The organism is Gelidibacter algens (assembly GCF_001678675.1).
Lineage (GTDB): Bacteria > Bacteroidota > Bacteroidia > Flavobacteriales > Flavobacteriaceae > Gelidibacter > Gelidibacter algens.
Genome location: NZ_LZRN01000005.1, coordinates 97,747 through 117,972, shown reverse-complemented (window position 1 = coordinate 117,972; position 20,226 = coordinate 97,747). Strand labels below are relative to the sequence as shown.

Here is a 20,226-nt window from a genome sequence, read left to right as displayed (position 1 = left end):
ATGGATTTAAATGATTTATTATTTTACATTTGTAGCGCAAAAATAACCACTTTACTTCTGGTTGTTATACTATTTAAAAATTATTGTGAATACGCTCCAAATGTTAACACTTAACGGAACCTTAAGAATCAATGAATTTCAACAAATACTGTATGAGAATCAATCGATTCAAATAGACAAAAATGTCCTTGAAACGGTTGAAGAAAGCTTTGAATTCTTAAAGTTATTTTCAGAAAACAAGATCATTTACGGTGTCAATACCGGTTTCGGTCCAATGGCTCAGTATAAGATCGAAGATTCTGAACGCATACAACTCCAGTATAATCTTATAAGAAGTCACGCTTCAGGCACAGGAAATCCTATACCGCCTTTATATGTCAAAGCGGCTATGTTAGCACGATTGAACACGCTATGTTTAGGAAATTCGGGTGTCCACAAATCGGTGATAGAATTGATGGTGCAATTGATCAACAAAAATATTACACCTATTATTTATGAACACGGCGGCGTTGGAGCCAGTGGCGATTTGGTGCAACTGGCACATTTAGCATTGGTGATGATTGGTGAAGGCGAAGTGATGTATCATGGTGAAAAACAGCCGACAGAATACGTTTTCAAAAAAGAAAATCTACGACCCATCTCCATAGAACTGCGCGAAGGTTTAGCTCTTATGAACGGAACTTCAGTAATGACAGGCGTAGGTATTGTCAATGCTATTTTCACACGCAAGCTTTTAAATTGGATGATCACGGCTTCTTCAGCAATCAATGAAATTGTAAAAGCCTACGATGACCATCTCTCTTTTGAATTGAACCAATCAAAAAAACATGAAGGTCAGCGGGTAATTGCCAAACTCATGCGTGCCCATTTAAAAGATAGCACGCTGATAAAAAAACGCGAACACCATTTGTATAACGATGTCAAAAATGTTGATGTGTTTGAAGACAAAGTACAGGAATATTATTCTTTACGATGCGTACCGCAAATTCTTGGCCCTGTTTTAGACACGCTCAACCAGGTAGAAACTATCTTGATTGAAGAAGTCAATTCCGCCAACGATAATCCTATTGTGGATGTTAAAAACAAAAATGTGTATCATGGCGGGAATTTTCACGGAGATTATGTGTCCTTAGAAATGGACAAACTGAAATTGGTAGTGACTAAAACTTCCATGCTGGCAGAGCGCCAATTAAACTATTTGCTCAATCCCAACCTCAACCAAATTTTACCACCATTTGTCAATCTAGGCAAATTGGGATTGAACTTCGGAATGCAAGGCGTTCAATTTACAGCCACTTCAACAACGGCTGAAAATCAAATGTTGTCCAACCCAATGTATGTGCACAGTATTCCCAATAACAATGACAATCAGGACATTGTAAGTATGGGAACCAATGCTGCTTTGATTACCAAAAAAGTGATTGAAAACGCTTTTGAGGTACTAGCCATTGAATTGATAACCATAATTCAAGCCATCGAATATTTGGACGTTAAAAATGAAGTTTCTTCTAAAACAAAGCAGATGTTTGATGATATCCGTGCCATCGTTCCTGCTTTTAAGGAAGATGTGGTTATGTATCCTTATGTGAATGCGGTGAAGGATTTTATAATGAAAAATTAAAAATTTCCAGCAGATCTCACAGATTTTCGCAGAATAAACCCAAAAAATTATATCTTACATTTGCGAGATCAGCTAAAAAATTACATGTTTTTCCGATGATCTCTCAAGCCTATTCAAAAACGATCTGTGAACACCTGCGTGATCTGCTGGATCTGCGGGAGAAAACAAACAATCTATGTCTAAACAAAACAAATACGCCCTAATAACTGGAGGTTCACGAGGCATCGGAAAAGCCATTTGCATCCAACTTGCGAAAGATTCAGACTATCAAATTCTTATCAATTATAACACCAACAAGGAAGCTGCCCTTCAAACCTTAAAAGAAGTCGAAGCTTTTGGAGGCTCTGGCCAAATCATTCAATTTGACGTGTCCAATTATGAACATGTTCAACAGAACTTGAATGCGTGGCAAGAACAGCACTCAGATGCCATTATTGAAGTGCTGGTCAATAATGCCGGCATCACCAAAGACGGACTTTTTATGTGGATGAAACCTCAAGAATGGAATGAGGTAATAAACACCAGCCTCAACGGATTTTTCAATGTCACCAAGCATCTCATCGAAAAAATGTTATTGAACCGTTATGGCCGCATCATTAATATGGTGTCCCTTTCTGGACTAAAAGGTGTTTCCGGTCAGACTAATTATTCCGCCGCAAAAGGTGCCGTTATTGCCGCTACAAAATCTCTAGCTCAAGAAGTTGCCAAACGCAATGTTACCGTAAACGCTGTAGCTCCTGGTTTTATCAAAACGGACATGACTGAAGACCTTGATGAAGCCACCCTTAAAAAGATGATTCCAGCCAACCGGTTTGGAAACCCAGAGGAAGTAGCACATTTAGTCGCCTTTCTCGCCTCTAAAAAAGCTTCTTACATTACAGGCGAAGTGATCGGGATTACCGGCGGTGTGCACTAAAAAGCACACCGATTTCAAAACCGAAAAAATCACGTAAATTTGCTGCTTCAACAATTCGCTTTATTAAAAGAGCAAAACTTCACAAGTATAATGGCAGAATGGGATGGAAAATCGAGGGGCACTGTTTTCGGTTTTAAGGTCTTTGTGTTTTTTATAAAGAATTTCGGAATTAATGCGGCTTATGCGTTGATGCATCTTCCCGTGCCTTACTTCTGTTTGTTTTCAGGTAAAAATGTAAAAGGTTTACGGTTTTATTTCAGAAACAGATTAGGCTATTCGCGTTTTAAAACCATGCTCAGCATTTATAAAACCTATTATACTTTTGGCCAGACCCTAGTTGACAAAATTGCTATATCGTCAGGGTTACGAAGCAATTATACTTATGAATTTGATGGGGAAGTCAAAATTGCTGAAGTGCTGGAAATGAAAAGAGGCGGCGTCCTTATCAGTGCTCATATTGGCAACTTTGAACTGGCGCAATATTTTTTTAAGGAACGATTGGCGAAAGATTCCATCAGTATTGTTGTTACAGATCAGGATCATGAAGAAATTAAGGACTACTTAGGACAATATGTTAAGAAAGAAACCCATTTTATTGTAGTAAGAGATGATTTGTCCCATATTTTTGAAATCAATGCGGCATTGGCACAAAACAGAATTATATGTATTGCGGGCGACCGATATATGGACAATACCAAGTGTTTGGAAGAAACACTTCTGGGCAAAAAAGCCAAGTTTCCATTAGGCCCTTTTTATTTGGCCAGCCGCTTAAAAGTTCCTGTTCTGTTTGTTTATGTAATGCGCGAGCCCAAACGACATTATCATTTGTATGCCAAATGGATTAATTATAAAGAAGGCGACATGAACGATCTCTTAAAAAAATACACAGAAAACGTAGAACAGATGGTCAAAAAATATCCGATGCAATGGTTCAATTTTTATGATTTTTGGAACGATAAAAAATGAAAGCATTAAAGATTCCTATTATAGACATGACCACTATAAAAAAGTTGCTGCCACATCGAGAACCGATGATCATGGTCAATTCTCTATTGGAATTTGCTGATGGAAAAGCAATCGTGGGGTTCACTATATTGAAAGAGAATCTATTTGTGGCTGATGACGAATTTTCAGAAACCGGCTTGATAGAACACATGGCGCAAGCCGCAGCTCTATACACCGGATTCAAAAACCACAATGAAGAAACCGCTGCAAAAGAAGGATTTATCGCTTCTATCAAAAAATTAAAGATCCACAAGTTGCCAAAAATTGATGATCATCTAATAACGGAAGTGACCATTATTCACGAGATTATGCACATGACCTCTATAAAACTCTCTACTTTTAACAAAGGCATTGAAATAGCCCATGCAGAGATGAATACGGTTCTCAAAGAATAGAAAAATGAAAAAAACAATTACAGATCAAGAGGCATCTCTATTAAAATCCTCCCATCAAATCAGAGTTCGATTTAATGAAGTCGATTCCTTAAATATTGTTTGGCATGGCCATTATATCAAATATTTTGAAGATGGTCGGGAAGCTTTCGGTCGAGAATTTGGATTGACCTATCTCGATGCTAAAAATCATGGGTTTGCAACGCCAATCGTCAAGACCTCTTTAGAACACCAATTGCCTTTAAGATATGGTGAAGTGGCCACTATTGAAACAACCTATATAAATTCACGCGCTGCAAAATTGATGTTTTCATATATTATAAAAAACGATCAGGGCCAAACCGTTTGTACTGGCGAAACCACTCAGGTATTCACCAATTTTGAATCAAGCAACATGGCATTAAATCTACCCGATTTTTATAAGGTCTGGAAACAAAAACACGGCCTACTCCATGCCTAATTGCTATTTGTCATATAACAATATCCTGTCCTCTTTGGGCTTTGACACCACCAGCGTTTTTGAACATCTCAAAACTGGAAAAAGTGGGATCCAACCGGTCCAAGATCCAACCCGTTTTTACAAATCCGTTTTTGCCGCCGTCATTCCGACGGATACATTAAATTCAGAGTTCGAAACTTTAGAAGCAAAACATCAATACACACGTTTAGAAAAAATGTTGATTGTATCGCTTTCAAAAACGATCAAAGCTTCAGGAGTTACAATCAACAATCGGATCGGTCTCATCATTTCTACCACCAAGGGCAATATTGATATCTTAAATAGCCAAAGCCAATTCCCAAACGAACGTGTCTATTTGGGCACGTTAGGTCACGTAGTCAAAGATTTTTTTAGTTTTGAAAATGATGCCATTGTCATCTCCAATGCGTGTGTTTCTGGAGTTTTGGCTGTTGCTGTCGCCAAACGCTATATCCAAGAAGGACTTTACGATGCGGTGTTTGTGGTAGCTGGAGACTTGGTCTCTGATTTTGTGATTTCGGGTTTCAACTCGTTTCAAGCCTTGAGCCACGGCCCTTGCAGACCATATGATAAAGATCGTATCGGCATTAATTTGGGCGAAGTAGCCGCAAGTGTTTTGGTGACCACAAAAAAAGAAGAGCTATCTGAGGATGCAGTAGAAGTTTTAGGAGAAGGCAGTTGCAACGATGCCAACCATATTTCTGGTCCGTCGCGCACTGGTGAAGGCTTGTATAGAAGTATCACATCGGCTTTAAAAGAAGCAAATATGCATTCAAATGACATCGACTATATTTCAGCCCACGGCACAGCCACGGCATTTAATGATGAAATGGAAGCCATTGCTTTTAACAGATTAAGATTGCACGAGACACCATTGCACAGCTTAAAAGGCTATTTTGGGCACACTTTGGGAGCTTCTGGTTTGCTAGAAACCCTTGTTGGGATGCAATCCTTACGTCAAAATACGTTGATTGCTTCCGCAGGATTTGAAACGTTGGGTGTTTCAAAACCGCTCAATATTATTACAAAAACAACAGCAAAAGAATTACGAACATTTTTAAAAACCGCTTCTGGATTTGGAGGTTGCAACACCGCAGCGTTATTCAGAAAAGTATCATAACCGTTTATGTCAAAAAAAACAATTAGAGCAGCAGATGCATTATTGGAAGCACAAAAAATAGCTTTCGCTCCTTTTATATTTCAATCTTCAGTCACCTTGAAAAAGTTAGGTGTATTTGACCTGATTTTTGACAGCCGTCATGATGGTGGCATCACCCTTGATGCTATTTGTGAACAATTAAGCATCAGTCGTTATGGTATTGGCGTGCTTTTAGAGTTTTCTGAAAGTGCCGATATTGTCAGTAAATCTGAAGATGGCACCTACGAACTTACTAAAACCGGCTATTTTTTAAATTACAATAAAGCCGTCAACGTGAACCTGAACTTCACACATGACGTGTGTTATAAAGGCTTGTTCCATCTCGATGAAGCCATTGAAACCGGTAAGCCTTCAGGCTTAAAAGAACTTGGGCAATGGGATACTATTTATGAAGGCCTTTCGCAATTGACGCCCAAAGAACAGCAATCGTGGTTTGAGTTTGACCATTATTATTCGGACGGGATTTTTGAAGAAGCCTTAAAACGTGTGTTCAAAAATCAGCCAAAATTGTTGTTTGACATTGGTGGCAATACTGGAAAATTCGCCTTACAATGTTTTAATTTTGATGAAAACATCCAAGTTAAAATCATCGATTTGCCCGGACAGTTGAATAAAGCCTTAAAAAATAGTGCGGATGCTGGTTTTGAAAATCGTATTAGCGGACAGGAAATTAATTGGCTAAAACCAAATCCAAAAATCCCAACAGGCGCCGACGTGATTTGGATGAGTCAGTTTTTAGATTGTTTTTCAGAAGATGAAATTTTGAAAATCTTATCAACTTGCGCAGCTTCCATGAATGCTGGCACGGAATTGATCATCATCGAAACCTTTACAGACCGTCAAGAATTTGCAATGTCAAAATTCATATTGGAAGCCACATCGCTATATTTTACCGTAATGGCAAATGGTAATAGCAAAATGTATCCAGCCACGGTGTTTGAGAAATTGATCGATGACGCGGGGTTGACCATAAAAGAAGACGTGCCGCTTGGTGAATACCACACCATGCTCGTGTGTAAAAAAAATTAAGCATTCTTGGATAAAACTTTTCACATATCATCCTATTGCCATATTAAAAACAACAGTGTTTCATTGGATGGAAAGCTGCTGTTTACAAGCCCCATTCAAGAATTTACAGCCTTTGTAAAAAGTGCAGCGCAACAGTTGCACACCAATTACGCTAAATTCTACAAAATGGATAATTTGAGCAAATTGGCATTTTTAGCGGCGGATGTGTTGTTAAAAAACGCTGAATTACCCGTGGATACTGAAAACGATATCGCCATCATTTTATCAAACAAAGCGTCAAGTTTGGGTACTGATAGAACTTATCAAGCTTCCATAGATGATCCTGATAACTTTTTCCCTAGTCCTTCTGTTTTTGTATACACCTTACCCAACATTTGCATCGGTGAAATTAGTATCAAACACCAGCTCCATTCTGAAAATTGTTTTTTTATCTTTGACAGCTTTAATGCCGATCATTTATGGACCAATGCGCAAAGTCTTCTAAAGCGCAATAAAGCAGAAAAAGTCTTGTGCGGTTGGGTCGATTTTGATGATAAAAATTACGAAGCTTTTTTATATTTGGTGGAAGAAAATGGTATTATTGCACATAGCCCTAATGAGATTAAGAAATTATACAGAACATGACAGAGTTAAAACAAGAACTTAAGGAAAAGATTATTGAGCAACTGAATTTAGAAGAGTTCACCGTTGCTGATATTGCGGATGACGATGCACTTTTTGGTGATGGATTGGGATTGGATTCTATTGATGCTTTAGAACTTATTGTAATGTTGGATAAAGATTACGGCATCCAATTGACGGATCCTAAAGAAGGACAAGAGATTTTTAAATCTATCGCTGTTTTGGCAGATTATATTGCGGACAAAAGAGCCAAATAACACTAAAACTATGGGCGTTGCAATTACCGGAATGGGTATAATTTCTGCAATTGGTCATTCCGTTGAAGAAAATAAAACGTCTTTGTTGGCTTCAAAAAGTGGTATTGCTTCATTAAAACATATTCAAACCAAGCATTCAAAGCTTATAAAAGTTGGTGAAATTTCGTTTTCCAATGCAGAATTGACAGAACAATTACAGCTCTCAGAAGATCACAACTACACAAGAACAGGATTATTGGGACTATTCGCCGCAAAAGCATCGCTCAAAGATGCCAATATTACCGATAGTTCAGAGTATAGAACAGGATTTATATCGGCCACAACTGTCGGTGGTATGGACATGACGGAGCTCTATTTAAAACAATTTGCTACAGATACCGAAGCTCAAAAATATATTCAAAGCCATCATGCCGGAGATTCTACACAAAAAATAGCAGATGCTATTGGTATTACAGAATTTGTAACCACCATTAGTACGGCATGTTCTTCAGCTGCCAATGCGATTATGTTGGGTGCTCGTTTGATCAAGGCAGGGAAATTGGACAGGGTTGTGGTTGGCGGCACAGACGCGTTGTCAAAATTCACCATTAACGGATTCAAAACCTTAATGATCCAATCTGACGCCCTTTGTGCACCTTTTGATGCGGATCGTAAAGGTTTGAATTTAGGAGAAGCCGCAGCCTATTTGGTCTTGGAATCTGATGCAGTAGTTCAAAAAGAAGAAAAAAAAGTCTTGGCCTACCTTTCAAGTTATGGGAATGCCAATGACGCGTTTCATCAAACGGCATCTTCTGAAAATGGTGAAGGCGCTTTTTTAGCCATGCAAAAAGCCTTAAAAATGGCCAAACTGAATCCTGAACATATCGATTATATCAATGCCCACGGGACCGCCACACCCAACAATGATCTTTCGGAAAGTAACGCTTATAGACGTGTTTTCGGAAATGACGTTCCTGATTTTAGTTCTACCAAGGCTTTTACAGGACATACATTGGCCGCTGCTGGGGTTGTAGAGGCTGTATATTCAGTTTTAGCGTTACAGGAACAAACCATTTTCCCAAATCTGAATTTTAAAACCGCAATGCCTGAAACTGGATTAAAACCCATAACTTCAATCGTCAAAAAGGAGTTGCACCATGTGTTGTCAAATTCGTTTGGATTTGGTGGCAATTGCGCTACGCTCATTTTCTCAAAGGCATGAAAAAAGTCTTCATCGATAGCGCAGTAAGTATTTCGGCTCAAAACACTTTTGATACTTACGGGTTTTTGGAAGAAATTAAAGACATCTCAGGTAAAACAGTCAGTGCAAACTACCCGAATTATAGAGATTATATTGCCCTTGCAGCCTCCAGACGCATGGCTACTGCAGTCAAAATGGGAGTTACCGCAGCAAGCAAGGCGCTTGAAAAAGCCAATTTAAAACAGCCGGATGCGATTATTACCGGAACAGGAATGGGCTGCATTGAAGACACTGAAAAATTCTTAAACAACATCATTAGCAACGAGGAAGCGTTTTTAACGCCAACCCCATTTATCCAATCCACGCACAATACGGTTGGTGCACAAATTGCTTTGGGTTTGAACTGTAAGGCCTATAATAACACCTATGTCCATGCTGCTTTGTCTTTTGAATCGGCACTTTTGGATGCGCAACTGCTCTTGCAACAAGATGAAGGCAAACATGTTTTAGTGGGCGGCGTCGATGAATTGGGCAAAGAAATCATCAACTATGTCCGATTGATGGAAGACCGTGATTCTTCTGGAATTCAGGTACCTTTTAGTGAAGGTGCTTCATTTTTTGTGGTCTCCTCGGAAGCTAAAGAAGCCGCCATTCAATTAGTGGATATGGAAGTTTGCAGTACCGCATCCGAAGAAAAACTTCAGGAAAATTTAAAGGGCTTTTTATTGAGAAATAAGATTGAACCTTTTCAAATTGACGTTTTAATCGCAGGTAGAAATGGTGACGCCTTTGATGTCTATTATGACAGTGCCTCCAGTTTTTTTGAAAACGCAACTGAACTCCATTACAAACATTTGAGTGGCGAATTTTACACCGCCTCATCTTTCGGATTATGGGCAGCTTATGAGATTTTAAATCGACAGGAAATTCCTAAACCCTTAATTTACAAAGATGAGTCAACATCTGAAATCAATACTATTTTACTTTACAACCAGTTTAAAGGTCGCGACCATAGTTTTATCTTGTTGAAACGATGAAAAATTTCAGGATCACAACGTTCGCAACAATTGGACTCTTCTTGCTTTTGATAATTCTTGATACGATCACTGGGATTGCATTGTGGTGGTATTTACTACTTTTTGTAGTTTGGTTTTTAGTCATGGCCATGGGTTCATTTGTATTGAGCGGGAATTTTTATCTGAAAGCGTTTACATTCAATAAAAATCTAAAAGAGAAAAAAATCGCCATTACATTTGATGATGGTCCAAACCTAGAATTTACTCTGAAGGTATTAGCTATTTTAAAGAATTATAACGCTAAGGCCACCTTTTTCTGCATCGGTCAAAACATTGAACGACATCCTACAATTTTGAAGGCGATTTCAGAAGATGGCCACGATATTGGGAACCATTCGTTTTCGCATGATGTCACGATTGATTTCAATTCTACAGAAAATTGGTTGCATGAAATCAAACAAACCGATAATGCCATTCGTAAAATAACTAACAAAAAATCAACGCTATTCCGACCGCCTTTTGGAGTGACCACGCCCAAATTGGCAAAGGCTTTAAAAGTTACGGAACATGAGGTAATTGGTTGGAATATTAGGTCTTATGATACGGTTACCAAAAATCCTGAACGCATCGTCAAGAGCATCTCCAAACACATCAAACCAGGCGCTATTATCTTATTACACGACAAACAAAAGAACGTCTTGCCAGTTTTGGAACATTTATTGCAATTCCTCGAAAAACAGAATTACCAAGCAGTAACAATCAATGAACTTCTCCATGAAAAATAGACCTTTTATTCTTCTTTTTGCATTCGCTGTAATATTTGGTTTCCGCGGGATTTCCCAGTCAAAGCTCTCAGCATCAGAACAAAAAGAATTCAAAGCTAAAGTTCAAAAAACAGCGCGAAACACCCAAACAATTGTCAGCGATTTCACTCAGACCAAACATTTAAGCGTCTTGGATAATGACATTTCTTCAGAGGGAAAACTTGTTTTTAAAGCACCAAATCTTGTGAAATGGGAATATCTGAAACCTTATCGAAATAGTGCTATTTTTAAGGATGACCAACTTTTGGTGAGCAACGCAGGGAAGAAAGACAAAGTTGATTTGAGCTCCAATAAACTATTCAGAAGTTTAAATTCATTGATTATAAACAGCATTAAAGGCGACATGTTTGATGACTCTCAGTTTGATTTGGCCTATTTTAAATCTGACGTGGGTTATTTGGTGCAATTTGTTCCGAAAGATAAACGCATGAAAAAGTTTATCGCATCTTTTGAACTGAAATTTTCCAATGCTACGGCAGAAGTCAAAGAGGTCAAATTGATTGAACCGAATGATGATTACACATTGATTACCTTTCAGAATCGAAAAGTGAATACGAAGGTTTCAGAGGCTGCTTTTGAGAATTAAATAAATGCTCGCAAAGGCGCAGAGACCCGGAGAATCATTGCAAGCGAATTTTAAAAAGGTTTTGAACTTTGGGCCTCTGCACCTCTGCACCTCTGCGAGATAAAAAAAAAGTAAAAATCCTTAGTTGAAACATAATATGCTACTAAAAAACTTCTACACGATCGTAAAGTCTGAATCTTTAGAAGCAAACTCTTTCTCAGCAACTATCGAAATCCAAAAAGAGCATCCCATTTTTGAAGGGCATTTTCCTAATCTCTCGGTAACTCCTGGCGTTGCAATGCTTCAAATACTTAAAGAACTTACTGAAAACCACCTTCGTCTATCATTGTTTTTAGAATCGGCTTCTAATGTTAAGTTTTTATCTCTTGTTGATCCAAATGTAAACGCCACCTTAAAATTTGACATCATAATTCAGGAAGACTCGCAATATATCAAGGTAAAAAATACCACATCTTTTGAGGACGGAACGCCAGTATTAAAATGTAATGTTACCTTTGTCAAACACTAATTACGGTCACAATCATGACACTCGCTGAAATTCATTCCAAAATAAAATTCTATCGCTGTTGTGTAGTCTTGCCCACTTACAACAATCAGAACACTTTGGAACGGGTCATCAATGGCGTTTTGGAATTCACCAAAGACATCATTATCGTCAATGACGGCTCAACGGACAATACCTTGGAAATTTTAAAAAAATATCCAAATATCGTCCAACTCCATCAGCCTCAAAATATTGGAAAGGGTCATGCCTTAAAAATTGGTTTTAAACATGCTGTCAGTTTAGGCTTTGATTATGCGATTACCTTAGATACGGACGGGCAACATTTTCCTTCAGATATTCCAAATTTTATTGAGGCGCTTGAGACTTCAAAAAATAAAAGCCTCTTAATGATTGGCGATCGGAATATGAACACTGCCGATGTTCTGGCCACCAGTGCCAAAGGCAATCGGGTGTCCACTTTTTGGATGAAAGCCGCCACAGGACTCAAACTCCAGGATTCGCAATCAGGATTTCGCCTATATCCCATCAAAGACATGGCCAAGATCAACTTCATGGAGGCTACCAGAAAATTTGAGTTTGAAATTGAAGCTATTGTCAAATCCTATTGGGCTGGTATTGCCATTGTACACGTACCTATCAAAGTACTATATGACTTGAATGAACGTGTTTCCCACTTCCGGCCGTTTAAGGATATTGCAAGAATGGTTGTCCTCTACACCTGGTTTTTAATGTTAAGACTGTTTTACATAACTCCCCGAAACCTCTTTAGGAAACTAAAAAAAAAAGGTCTAAAACGATTCTTCTTTGAAGATTTTTTAAGAAATCAAGATTCGCCAAGAAAGAAAGCGCTATCTATTGCTTTAGGCGTCTTTATAGGTTTATCGCCACTTTGGGGTTTTCAAACCCTCATCGTTATTTCTTTGGCCATAGTGTCAAATCTCAATAAGGTTATTGCCTTTGCATTTTCAAATATCAGCTTGCCTCCACTTATTCCGCTGGTACTTTTAATCAGTTTACAGGTTGGCAATTGGATTTTGGGGATTGAATCCTATTACACGTTAGAAGGCATTCGAGATAATTTTGATTTAATGCAACACTTGGAAGCTTACCTTGTGGGCAGTATTGTCCTATCCACAACCTCAGCACTAGTTTTTGGTGTGTTGGGCTATTTGTTCTTTTTAATAATCGATAGAAAAAAATGCTGACCCATGGCTAAATTTTTCTACACATTATATCAAACCCTACAACGACGAAAGTTCGTTTTTAGCATCATCTTGGTTGTTGTTTTTGGAATCCTCATTTGGATGGCTTCCACGCTTAAGTTTGATGAAGACATTTCAAAATTGATTCCTACCAATTCTGAAAATGAGCACCTGCAAAAAGTATTGAAAACGGCAGAATTTGCAGATAAGATCATTGTTAATATTGAGAAAGCGCAAAATGGCTCTACCGATGATTTGACAGATTATGCCACTCGGTTTTTAGATTCCCTTTCTAAAAATTCAAACCTCTATGTAAAGGATATTCAAGGTAAAATAGAGGACGAAACTATATTTGAAACCTTAGATTTTGTCTACTACAACGTGCCCCTTTTTTTAAAAGAGACCGATTATCAGAGCATTTCAGATAAATTATATCCAGATTCCATTGCCAAAATTACCGAGAACAATTATAAAACCCTGATTTCACCTTCAGGGATTGTCGCCAAAAAAACCATCGTCAAAGATCCTTTGGGAATTTCTTTGATGGCTATAAAACATTTGCAAGAACTTGGAATTTCAGATGATTTCACACTTAAAGACGGATTTTTGATCAGCAAGGATGAGCAGCATGTATTACTATTTATCACTCCAGCATATTCTAGCAATAACACCTCTCAAAACGCTATCTTTTCAGAACAACTCTATCAACTTCAAGAAAATTTAAATGCGGTTTTTACGGACAAAGTGAAGAGTTCTTATTTTGGTGGAACGCTGATTGCCGTGGCCAATGCACAACAGATAAAAAGCGATATTCAGGTAACGGTAACCATTGCCATGGTCTTACTCATGGTTGTTTTTATCGTTTTTTATAGAAAATTGACCATCCCCATTATTCTATTTATACCCACACTTTTTGGCGGTTTATTGGCCATTGCTATTTTATCAATAATCCGCTCTGAAATTTCTGTTATTTCTTTGGGAATTGGCGCCGTACTTTTAGGCGTCACCTTAGATTATTCGTTGCACATCCTGACGCACATCCGAAATAATGAAACGGTTGAAGAACTTTTTGATGGCGTTTCAAAACCCATCTTAATGAGTAGTTTAACTACCGCTTTAGCATTTTTATGTCTGCTGTTTGTAGATTCTCAAGCGCTTCAGGATTTGGGTATTTTCGCAGCTATTAGCGTCGTTGGCGCTTCAATATTTGCGCTTATTTTTATACCGCAAGTATATAAGAGCACAACTACACCTACTTCCAGAACATCTCATTTAGACAAATTGGCGTCCTATGAGTTTCATAAAAACAAAATCTTTATTGGAACTGTTGCTGCGCTTCTTATTTTAAGCGCATTCACCTATCAGCGTGTGGTCTTTAACAAAGACATTTCAAATCTAAATTTTCAACCAGAACGGCTCAAATCTGCGGAAGCGACTTTGGATAAATTGATCAATATCTCTTCAAAGTCCTTATATGTGATTGCTTTTGGAAATGAAGAACAGATGGTGCTTGAAACTAATGATCAAATTTTCAATAAGCTTCAGGAGTTAGAAAAAGACCATGATGTTTTGGGCTATAATTCTGTGGGTGCTTTGGTGACCTCAGATAAAAAACAGCAAGCTGATATTGAGCGTTGGAACAGCTTTTGGACTCCAGAGATCAAAGCGCAAACGCAATCTCGTTTGGTTGAAAATGGAAGTGAATTCGGATTCAAACCCACCACTTTTCAAGAATTTTACGAATTATTGGATCAGGAATTTCAACCTTTAACGATTCAAGATTTCAAAAAGATTGATGTGATCCCTATTGATGATTTTATTGCGATGGATGGGGATTTCATGACTATTTCTTCAGTGGTAAATGTGGCTGAAGCCAAGATTCAAAAAGTAAAAAACGCTTTCAAAAACTCTGATAACACACTCATTATTGACCGTCAGGCCATCAATGAAACACTCTTGGGACATCTTAAAAATGATTTCAACACGCTGTTGGGATATTGCCTGATTGCTGTGGTGCTATTATTGTTGCTGTTCTACAGAAATCTGAAATTGACGCTGGTTACTGTTATTCCCATCATCATTACTTGGTTTGTCACTATTGGTATCATGGGACTATTTCATTTGGAATTCAACATTTTTAATATCATCATTTCCACCTTTATCTTTGGACTAGGCGTTGATTACAGTATTTTCATGACCAACGGCATGAGGTCTGGAGTATCTTCAATGACCACGCATAAAACGTCAATCATCTTATCGGTTTTAACAACCATTCTGGGTGTTGGCGTATTGATTTTTGCAAAACATCCTGCCTTAAATTCTCTGGCGACCATCTCAATAATTGGGATACTTTCGGCAATGTTCATCACGTTTACGATTCAGCCGATCTTGTATGTACTCTTAATTTCGAGAAGTTCTCCCGCAGATGCAAGCGGAAAATCGTAGATTATGAAATCTATAAGAATCTGAAAAATTCTGCGCAATCTGCGGGAAATAGAAAAGTACTCCCGCAGATAACGCAGATGGACGCAGAAATCTTTAAGGCACCATCAAGAAGAACGACATCTGAGAAAATAAGGGCAATCTGGAAGAAAAACCAGAAATCCAATATCTTTAAGTAATTTAGCGAACGCCAAAAATCTCAACTATGGGAACCATCAAGACCACACCAATCACAAGAGTAAAATCCATCACTAGAGACGATTTTATTGAGCAGTATTTCAAGCCCCAAAAACCAGTCTTAATTGAGGATTTAGCTAAAGATTGGCCTGCCTATAAAAAATGGAATCTGGATTATATTCAAAGTTTGGCAGGGGATCAAATTGTGCCTTTATACAATAATGAACCCACCAAAGGCCGACAAAACTCAGTAGTTCCGGCAAAAAAAATGAAGCTGTATGATTATATCGAAATCTTAAAAACACAGCCTACTGACTTGCGCATGTTTTTCTACAACGTGCTTCAAAAAATGCCAGAATTGACCAAAGATATTACTTATCCGGATATCGGATTGCACTTTTTCAAAAAACTACCAGTGATGTTCTTTGGCGGCAAAGGATCTAAGGTTTTAGCACATTACGATATGGACTTGGCAGATTTGGTACATTTTCATTTTCATGGTCATAAACAGGTGACTCTTTTTGCGCCAGACCAAGCAAAACATCTCTATAAAGTGCCTTTTACAGTCCATAATCTTGAAACGATTGATATGGATACTCCCGATTTTGAAAACTATCCAGCCCTGCAACTTGCAGAAGGAATTTCGGTAGAAATGAAACATGGCGATGCGCTTTATATGCCAAGTGGTTACTGGCACTACATTACCTATTTAGATGGTGGGTTTTCCATTACCTTACGTGCTTTTCCAAGAAAAGTAGGACGTTTGGCCAAACTGTTTTCCAACATTGTTTTGATGCGCACATTTGAGAATGTAATGCGTCGCTCCATCGGCCAAGGTTGGGTGGATTACAAAGAAAAGCAGATGGTAAAACGTATGAACCAAAAGTTCAAAAAACAACATACAGATGCATAACAAGCATCACATAATACATTTATTTTTTTGTGGGATCGTTGCCTTGGCTTTAACATCATGTGGCATAAAAAAATCCCTTAACAATCTTCCCGATCTCAGTGGTTATAACGCTGATATTCCGGAACGCACCAAAATCAATGATTCTACTTTTGTTGTTGGGAATAGTTTTTTGACCAAAAACGAACAAGGACTTTGGGAACTTTATGTAGAAGGTGATCCGTTGGAACGCGGACTCATTTCAGGGCGTCTCTCAGAAGAAGTGATCTACAGACAGGAAGCTGTTTTTTTGAATAGAATCAAAGATTTGGTTCCTTCCAAAGGTCGGCAAAGATTCCTGAGAAAGTTTCTGTCTTGGTACAACCGCAAAATGTACACACATGTTCCCAACGAATTCAAATCTGAGATTTATGGCATTTCTCGCTATATGTCTAAAGATCATGATGCCATTGCAACACCTTATTTGAGAGCGCTCTACCTTCATGCTGCGCATGATATTGGACATTCACTGCAAGATTTGGCGTTGGTAGGCTGTACCTCATTTGCCACATGGGATCAAAAAACCGAGGATGGCCAATTACTGATTGGCAGAAACTTCGACTTCTACGCTGGCGATGATTTTGCAGAAGATAAAGTGGTGTCATTTATCAATCCGGATCAAGGTTATAAATTCATGTCCATCTCTTGGAGCGGATTTATTGGTGTGGTTTCTGGAATGAATGAAAAAGGCCTAACCGTGACACTCAATGCTGGGAAATCCCAGATTCCATGGGTTGCCAAAACACCAATTTCAATTGTCACTCGTGAAATTCTGCAATACGCCGCTACCATTGATGAAGCTATTGCCATTGCCAAAAAGCGTGAAGTTTTTGTATCTGAAGCTATTATGGTAGGCAGCGCCATTGATCATAAAGCGGTGGTGATTGAAGTCTCGCCGCAGAATTTTGGTATTTACGATGTGGAAAATTCGGATGAATTAATTTGCTCCAACCATTTTCAGAGCGAAGCATATAAAAAAGACCGACGCAATAAAAACACCATCAAAAACAGCCATTCACAATACCGATATGACAGAATGTTGCAATTGCTTGAAGAAAAAGTTAAAATGAACCCTGAAAAAGCAGTTGCGATATTGAGAAATAAAGACGGTTTAAATGATAAAGCGATAGGTTATGGGAATGAAAAGGCTCTGAACAAACTGCTAGCACATCATGGCATTGTTTTTAAGCCCGAAGAATTAAAGGTTTGGGTGTCCGCAAATCCATACCAATTGGGTACGTTTGTGGCTTATGATTTGAATACGGCTTTCGGGGATAGAAGCGGCAATCCGTCTGTAGTAACGCTATCAAATCAAGCGTTGAACATTATTAAAGATCCATTTCTCGAAACTGAAGCTTATAAAAACTATGAAGCGTATCGGATTTTAGAACGAAAAGTGGAGGCTATTATAAAACAAAAAGGAAACATTGACGAGAGAGACCTTCAAAAGCTATCGGAACTAAATCCAAATTACTGGAAAGCCTACTATCTTGCAGGACGTTATTATTATCAACATAAGCACTATGCTAAAGCGCTAAAGAATTTTGAAACGGCTTCTACAATGGAAATCACCACACTCCCTGATGAAGAACAAATTGCTAAATACATCAAAAAATCAAAACGAAAACTCAAATGATTCCTGATATAGAGACCAAATCTGCAGCAGAAATAGAAGCATTTCAGGAAGCCAAATTGAAAGAGGCCTTAGATTATTTGTCCCAAAATTCACCCTTTTACAAACGGCATTTTGAGCAGCATTCTATTTCTATTTCAGAGATTCAGACGCTTGAAGATCTAACAAAAATTCCAGTCACCACAAAAGATGATCTACAACGTTTTGATGACGATTTTATCTGCGTTCCCAAATCAAAAATCATAGATTATGTTACTACTTCAGGCACTTTAGGAGATCCTGTGACCTTTGCATTAACCGATGCTGATTTGGAGCGTTTGGCTTATAATGAAGCTATTTCCTTTGCTTGTGCTGGTGTAAAATCAGAAGATGTGTTACAATTAATGACCACCATGGACCGACGTTTTATGGCCGGATTGGCCTACTTTTTAGGTGTTCGGAAATTGGGCGCGGCAATTATAAGAGTAGGCGCCGGAATTCCAGAATTGCAATGGGATTCCATTTTGAAATTTCAACCCACCTACCTCATCGTTGTACCGTCATTTTTATTGAAAATGATTGAATATGCACAACAGCATCATATTGATTTAAATTCGTCTGGCATAAAAGGCGCCATCTGCATTGGCGAAGCGTTCAGGAATGACGATTTTAGCCTCAATACCTTAGGCCAAAAAATTACAGAACATTGGCAAATAGATTTGTTTTCCACCTATGCGTCTACCGAAATGAGCACTGCATTTACAGAATGTGAGGCACAGCAAGGTGGCCACCTGCATCCCGAACTGATCATTACTGAACTTTTGGATGAACACAACCAACCTGTAAAAGAAGGTGCTATTGGAGAATTGACCATTACTACGTTAGGTGTTGAAGCCATGCCATTATTGCGTTTCAAAACTGGCGATATGATGCAAGCCCATCATTCACCTTGTCAGTGCGGCCGGACTACGCTTAGGCTGGGACCAATTGCCGGAAGAAAAAAGCAAATGATAAAATACAAAGGCACCACGTTGTACCCTCCTGCCATGGAAAATGTTCTCAATAATTTTAATCAATTAGAAAGTTTTGTTATTGAAATTAGTCACAACACCATAGGAACAGATGAAATTTTAATAAAAATAGCGTCAAATGTACCTTCAGAATCTTTATTAGGTCAAATAAAAGATCATTTTAGAGCCAAATTGCGTGTCACTCCAAAACTAGAATGGTGTGACAAAAAGGAAATTGATGCACTGCGTTTTCCAAAATTGAGCCGAAAACCAGTATTGGTTATTGACAAACGAAAATAATACAGTATTTTTAACGGTATCATGACACACAAACAGCACATCTTAAAAAGAGAACACAAGAAACCGATACTTTGGGATGCTTTTTATAAAGCTAGTGAAACCCAGAAGCCCTTGGTTATTTTTTGCCATGGCTATAAAGGTTTTAAAGATTGGGGCGCTTGGGATTTGGTAGCCGAGGCGTTTTCTGAAGCCGGGTTGTTTTTTGTGAAATTCAATTTCTCGCACAACGGTGGTACGATGGAGCAACCGATTGATTTTCCAGATTTGGAAGCTTTTGCTGAGAATAATTATTCCAAAGAATTGGAAGATTTGGAAGATCTCATCAGCTTTCTACATTCCATGGACAACTCGTATTATGCTGAAATCGATCCCAATCAACTCATCCTCATAGGCCATTCGCGTGGGGGTGGCATTGCAACTCTAAAAGCCTCAGAAGATGCTAGAATTACCAAATTGATTACTTGGGCAGGTGTGAGCGACTTTGGACAAAGAAATGGCACATCCAATGAAATAGCGCAATGGAAATCTGCAGGCGTCAAATACGTGCTTAACGGCAGGACCAAACAACAAATGCCTCATAATTACCAATTTTATAAAGATTTTAAGGCGAATGAAACACGTTTAAATATCGAAAAAGCAGTTAAAAGGCTAGACATTCCGCATCTCATTATTCATGCAAAGGAAGATCCTTCGGTAGCATACGAAGAAGCTGAACATTTGCACGCATGGAATACGGACAGTATCCTCTTTCCTATAGAAAAAAGTGACCACGTTTTTGGCGCATCACATCCTTGGCGAAAAGAAAATCTTCCAAAACCTTTAGAGTCCGTAGTGCAAAAAAGTATGGAATTTATTAATCAAGCCTGATGTCCGTCCAAACATTGCAGTTAACAATAATCTGAAATGGGGACGCACAAGTTTGAAACAATTCATAGTATGCACACT

The 20,226-nt window shown here is 38.4% G+C and carries 20 protein-coding genes; all 20 read left to right on the top strand.

Annotated elements, in window-relative coordinates; genetic code table 11:
• Positions 1-100 precede the first annotated feature (100 nt).
• Positions 101-1,621: a flexirubin biosynthesis tyrosine ammonia-lyase FlxA gene (gene flxA, locus A9996_RS03655; protein WP_066431123.1), complete on the top strand. Its 1,521-nt coding sequence runs from the start codon at positions 101-103 to the stop codon at positions 1,619-1,621.
• A 175-nt stretch (positions 1,622-1,796) separates the two neighbouring features.
• Positions 1,797-2,537: a flexirubin biosynthesis SDR family reductase FlxB gene (gene flxB, locus A9996_RS03650; RefSeq protein WP_066430977.1), complete on the top strand. Its 741-nt coding sequence runs from the start codon at positions 1,797-1,799 to the stop codon at positions 2,535-2,537.
• A gap of 90 nt (positions 2,538-2,627) precedes the next feature.
• Positions 2,628-3,503, top strand: coding sequence for a lysophospholipid acyltransferase family protein (locus A9996_RS03645; protein WP_066430975.1), 876 nt, complete (start codon positions 2,628-2,630; stop codon positions 3,501-3,503).
• Positions 3,500-3,937 (top strand): hotdog family protein, encoded by a 438-nt coding sequence (locus A9996_RS03640; protein WP_066430969.1) that lies wholly within the window; start codon positions 3,500-3,502, stop codon positions 3,935-3,937. The genes A9996_RS03645 and A9996_RS03640 overlap by 4 nt, the downstream gene beginning before the upstream one ends.
• Before the next feature lie 4 nt (positions 3,938-3,941).
• A complete protein-coding gene (locus tag A9996_RS03635) occupies positions 3,942-4,394 on the top strand; it encodes an acyl-CoA thioesterase (protein ID WP_066430967.1) in 453 nt (150 codons plus the stop codon).
• Positions 4,387-5,532: a beta-ketoacyl-[acyl-carrier-protein] synthase family protein gene (locus A9996_RS03630; protein WP_066430966.1), complete on the top strand. Its 1,146-nt coding sequence runs from the start codon at positions 4,387-4,389 to the stop codon at positions 5,530-5,532. Before A9996_RS03635 ends, A9996_RS03630 begins: the two co-directional genes overlap by 8 nt.
• A 6-nt stretch (positions 5,533-5,538) precedes the next feature.
• A complete protein-coding gene (locus A9996_RS03625) occupies positions 5,539-6,600 on the top strand; it encodes a methyltransferase (RefSeq protein WP_066430964.1) in 1,062 nt (353 codons plus the stop codon).
• 6 nt (positions 6,601-6,606) lie between these two features.
• Positions 6,607-7,224: a 3-oxoacyl-ACP synthase gene (locus A9996_RS03620; protein ID WP_066430960.1), complete on the top strand. Its 618-nt coding sequence runs from the start codon at positions 6,607-6,609 to the stop codon at positions 7,222-7,224.
• A complete protein-coding gene (locus tag A9996_RS03615; protein ID WP_066430957.1) occupies positions 7,221-7,478 on the top strand; it encodes a phosphopantetheine-binding protein in 258 nt (85 codons plus the stop codon). The genes A9996_RS03620 and A9996_RS03615 overlap by 4 nt, the downstream gene beginning before the upstream one ends.
• A gap of 10 nt (positions 7,479-7,488) precedes the next feature.
• A complete protein-coding gene (locus tag A9996_RS03610) occupies positions 7,489-8,679 on the top strand; it encodes a beta-ketoacyl-[acyl-carrier-protein] synthase family protein (protein WP_066430955.1) in 1,191 nt (396 codons plus the stop codon).
• Entirely contained in the window at positions 8,676-9,695 is a 1,020-nt protein-coding gene (locus A9996_RS03605; protein ID WP_066430953.1) for a beta-ketoacyl synthase chain length factor, read from the top strand. Before A9996_RS03610 ends, A9996_RS03605 begins: the two co-directional genes overlap by 4 nt.
• Entirely contained in the window at positions 9,692-10,459 is a 768-nt protein-coding gene (locus tag A9996_RS03600) for a polysaccharide deacetylase family protein (RefSeq protein ID WP_066430951.1), read from the top strand. The genes A9996_RS03605 and A9996_RS03600 overlap by 4 nt, the downstream gene beginning before the upstream one ends.
• Complete coding sequence (lolA2, locus tag A9996_RS03595) at positions 10,449-11,084, top strand: flexirubin biosynthesis/transport protein LolA2 (RefSeq protein ID WP_066430949.1); 636 nt, start codon at positions 10,449-10,451, stop codon at positions 11,082-11,084. The genes A9996_RS03600 and lolA2 overlap by 11 nt, the downstream gene beginning before the upstream one ends.
• A gap of 124 nt (positions 11,085-11,208) precedes the next feature.
• Entirely contained in the window at positions 11,209-11,592 is a 384-nt protein-coding gene (locus A9996_RS03590) for an ApeI family dehydratase (RefSeq protein ID WP_146608926.1), read from the top strand.
• Positions 11,593-11,606: 14 nt separating this feature from the next.
• Positions 11,607-12,794 (top strand): DUF2062 domain-containing protein, encoded by a 1,188-nt coding sequence (locus A9996_RS03585; RefSeq protein ID WP_066430945.1) that lies wholly within the window; start codon positions 11,607-11,609, stop codon positions 12,792-12,794.
• Positions 12,795-12,797: 3 nt separating this feature from the next.
• Positions 12,798-15,236, top strand: coding sequence for an MMPL family transporter (locus A9996_RS03580; protein WP_066430941.1), 2,439 nt, complete (start codon positions 12,798-12,800; stop codon positions 15,234-15,236).
• 202 nt (positions 15,237-15,438) lie between these two features.
• Positions 15,439-16,323: a cupin-like domain-containing protein gene (locus A9996_RS03575; RefSeq protein ID WP_066430939.1), complete on the top strand. Its 885-nt coding sequence runs from the start codon at positions 15,439-15,441 to the stop codon at positions 16,321-16,323.
• Positions 16,316-17,995 (top strand): C45 family peptidase, encoded by a 1,680-nt coding sequence (locus tag A9996_RS03570; RefSeq protein WP_066430937.1) that lies wholly within the window; start codon positions 16,316-16,318, stop codon positions 17,993-17,995. Before A9996_RS03575 ends, A9996_RS03570 begins: the two co-directional genes overlap by 8 nt.
• Positions 17,992-19,281: a flexirubin biosynthesis putative acyl-CoA ligase FlxY gene (flxY, locus tag A9996_RS03565; protein WP_066430935.1), complete on the top strand. Its 1,290-nt coding sequence runs from the start codon at positions 17,992-17,994 to the stop codon at positions 19,279-19,281. Before A9996_RS03570 ends, flxY begins: the two co-directional genes overlap by 4 nt.
• A 21-nt stretch (positions 19,282-19,302) precedes the next feature.
• Positions 19,303-20,148, top strand: a complete 846-nt coding sequence (locus A9996_RS03560; RefSeq protein ID WP_066430934.1) for an alpha/beta hydrolase family protein — start codon at positions 19,303-19,305, stop codon at positions 20,146-20,148.
• Positions 20,149-20,226 lie beyond the last annotated feature (78 nt).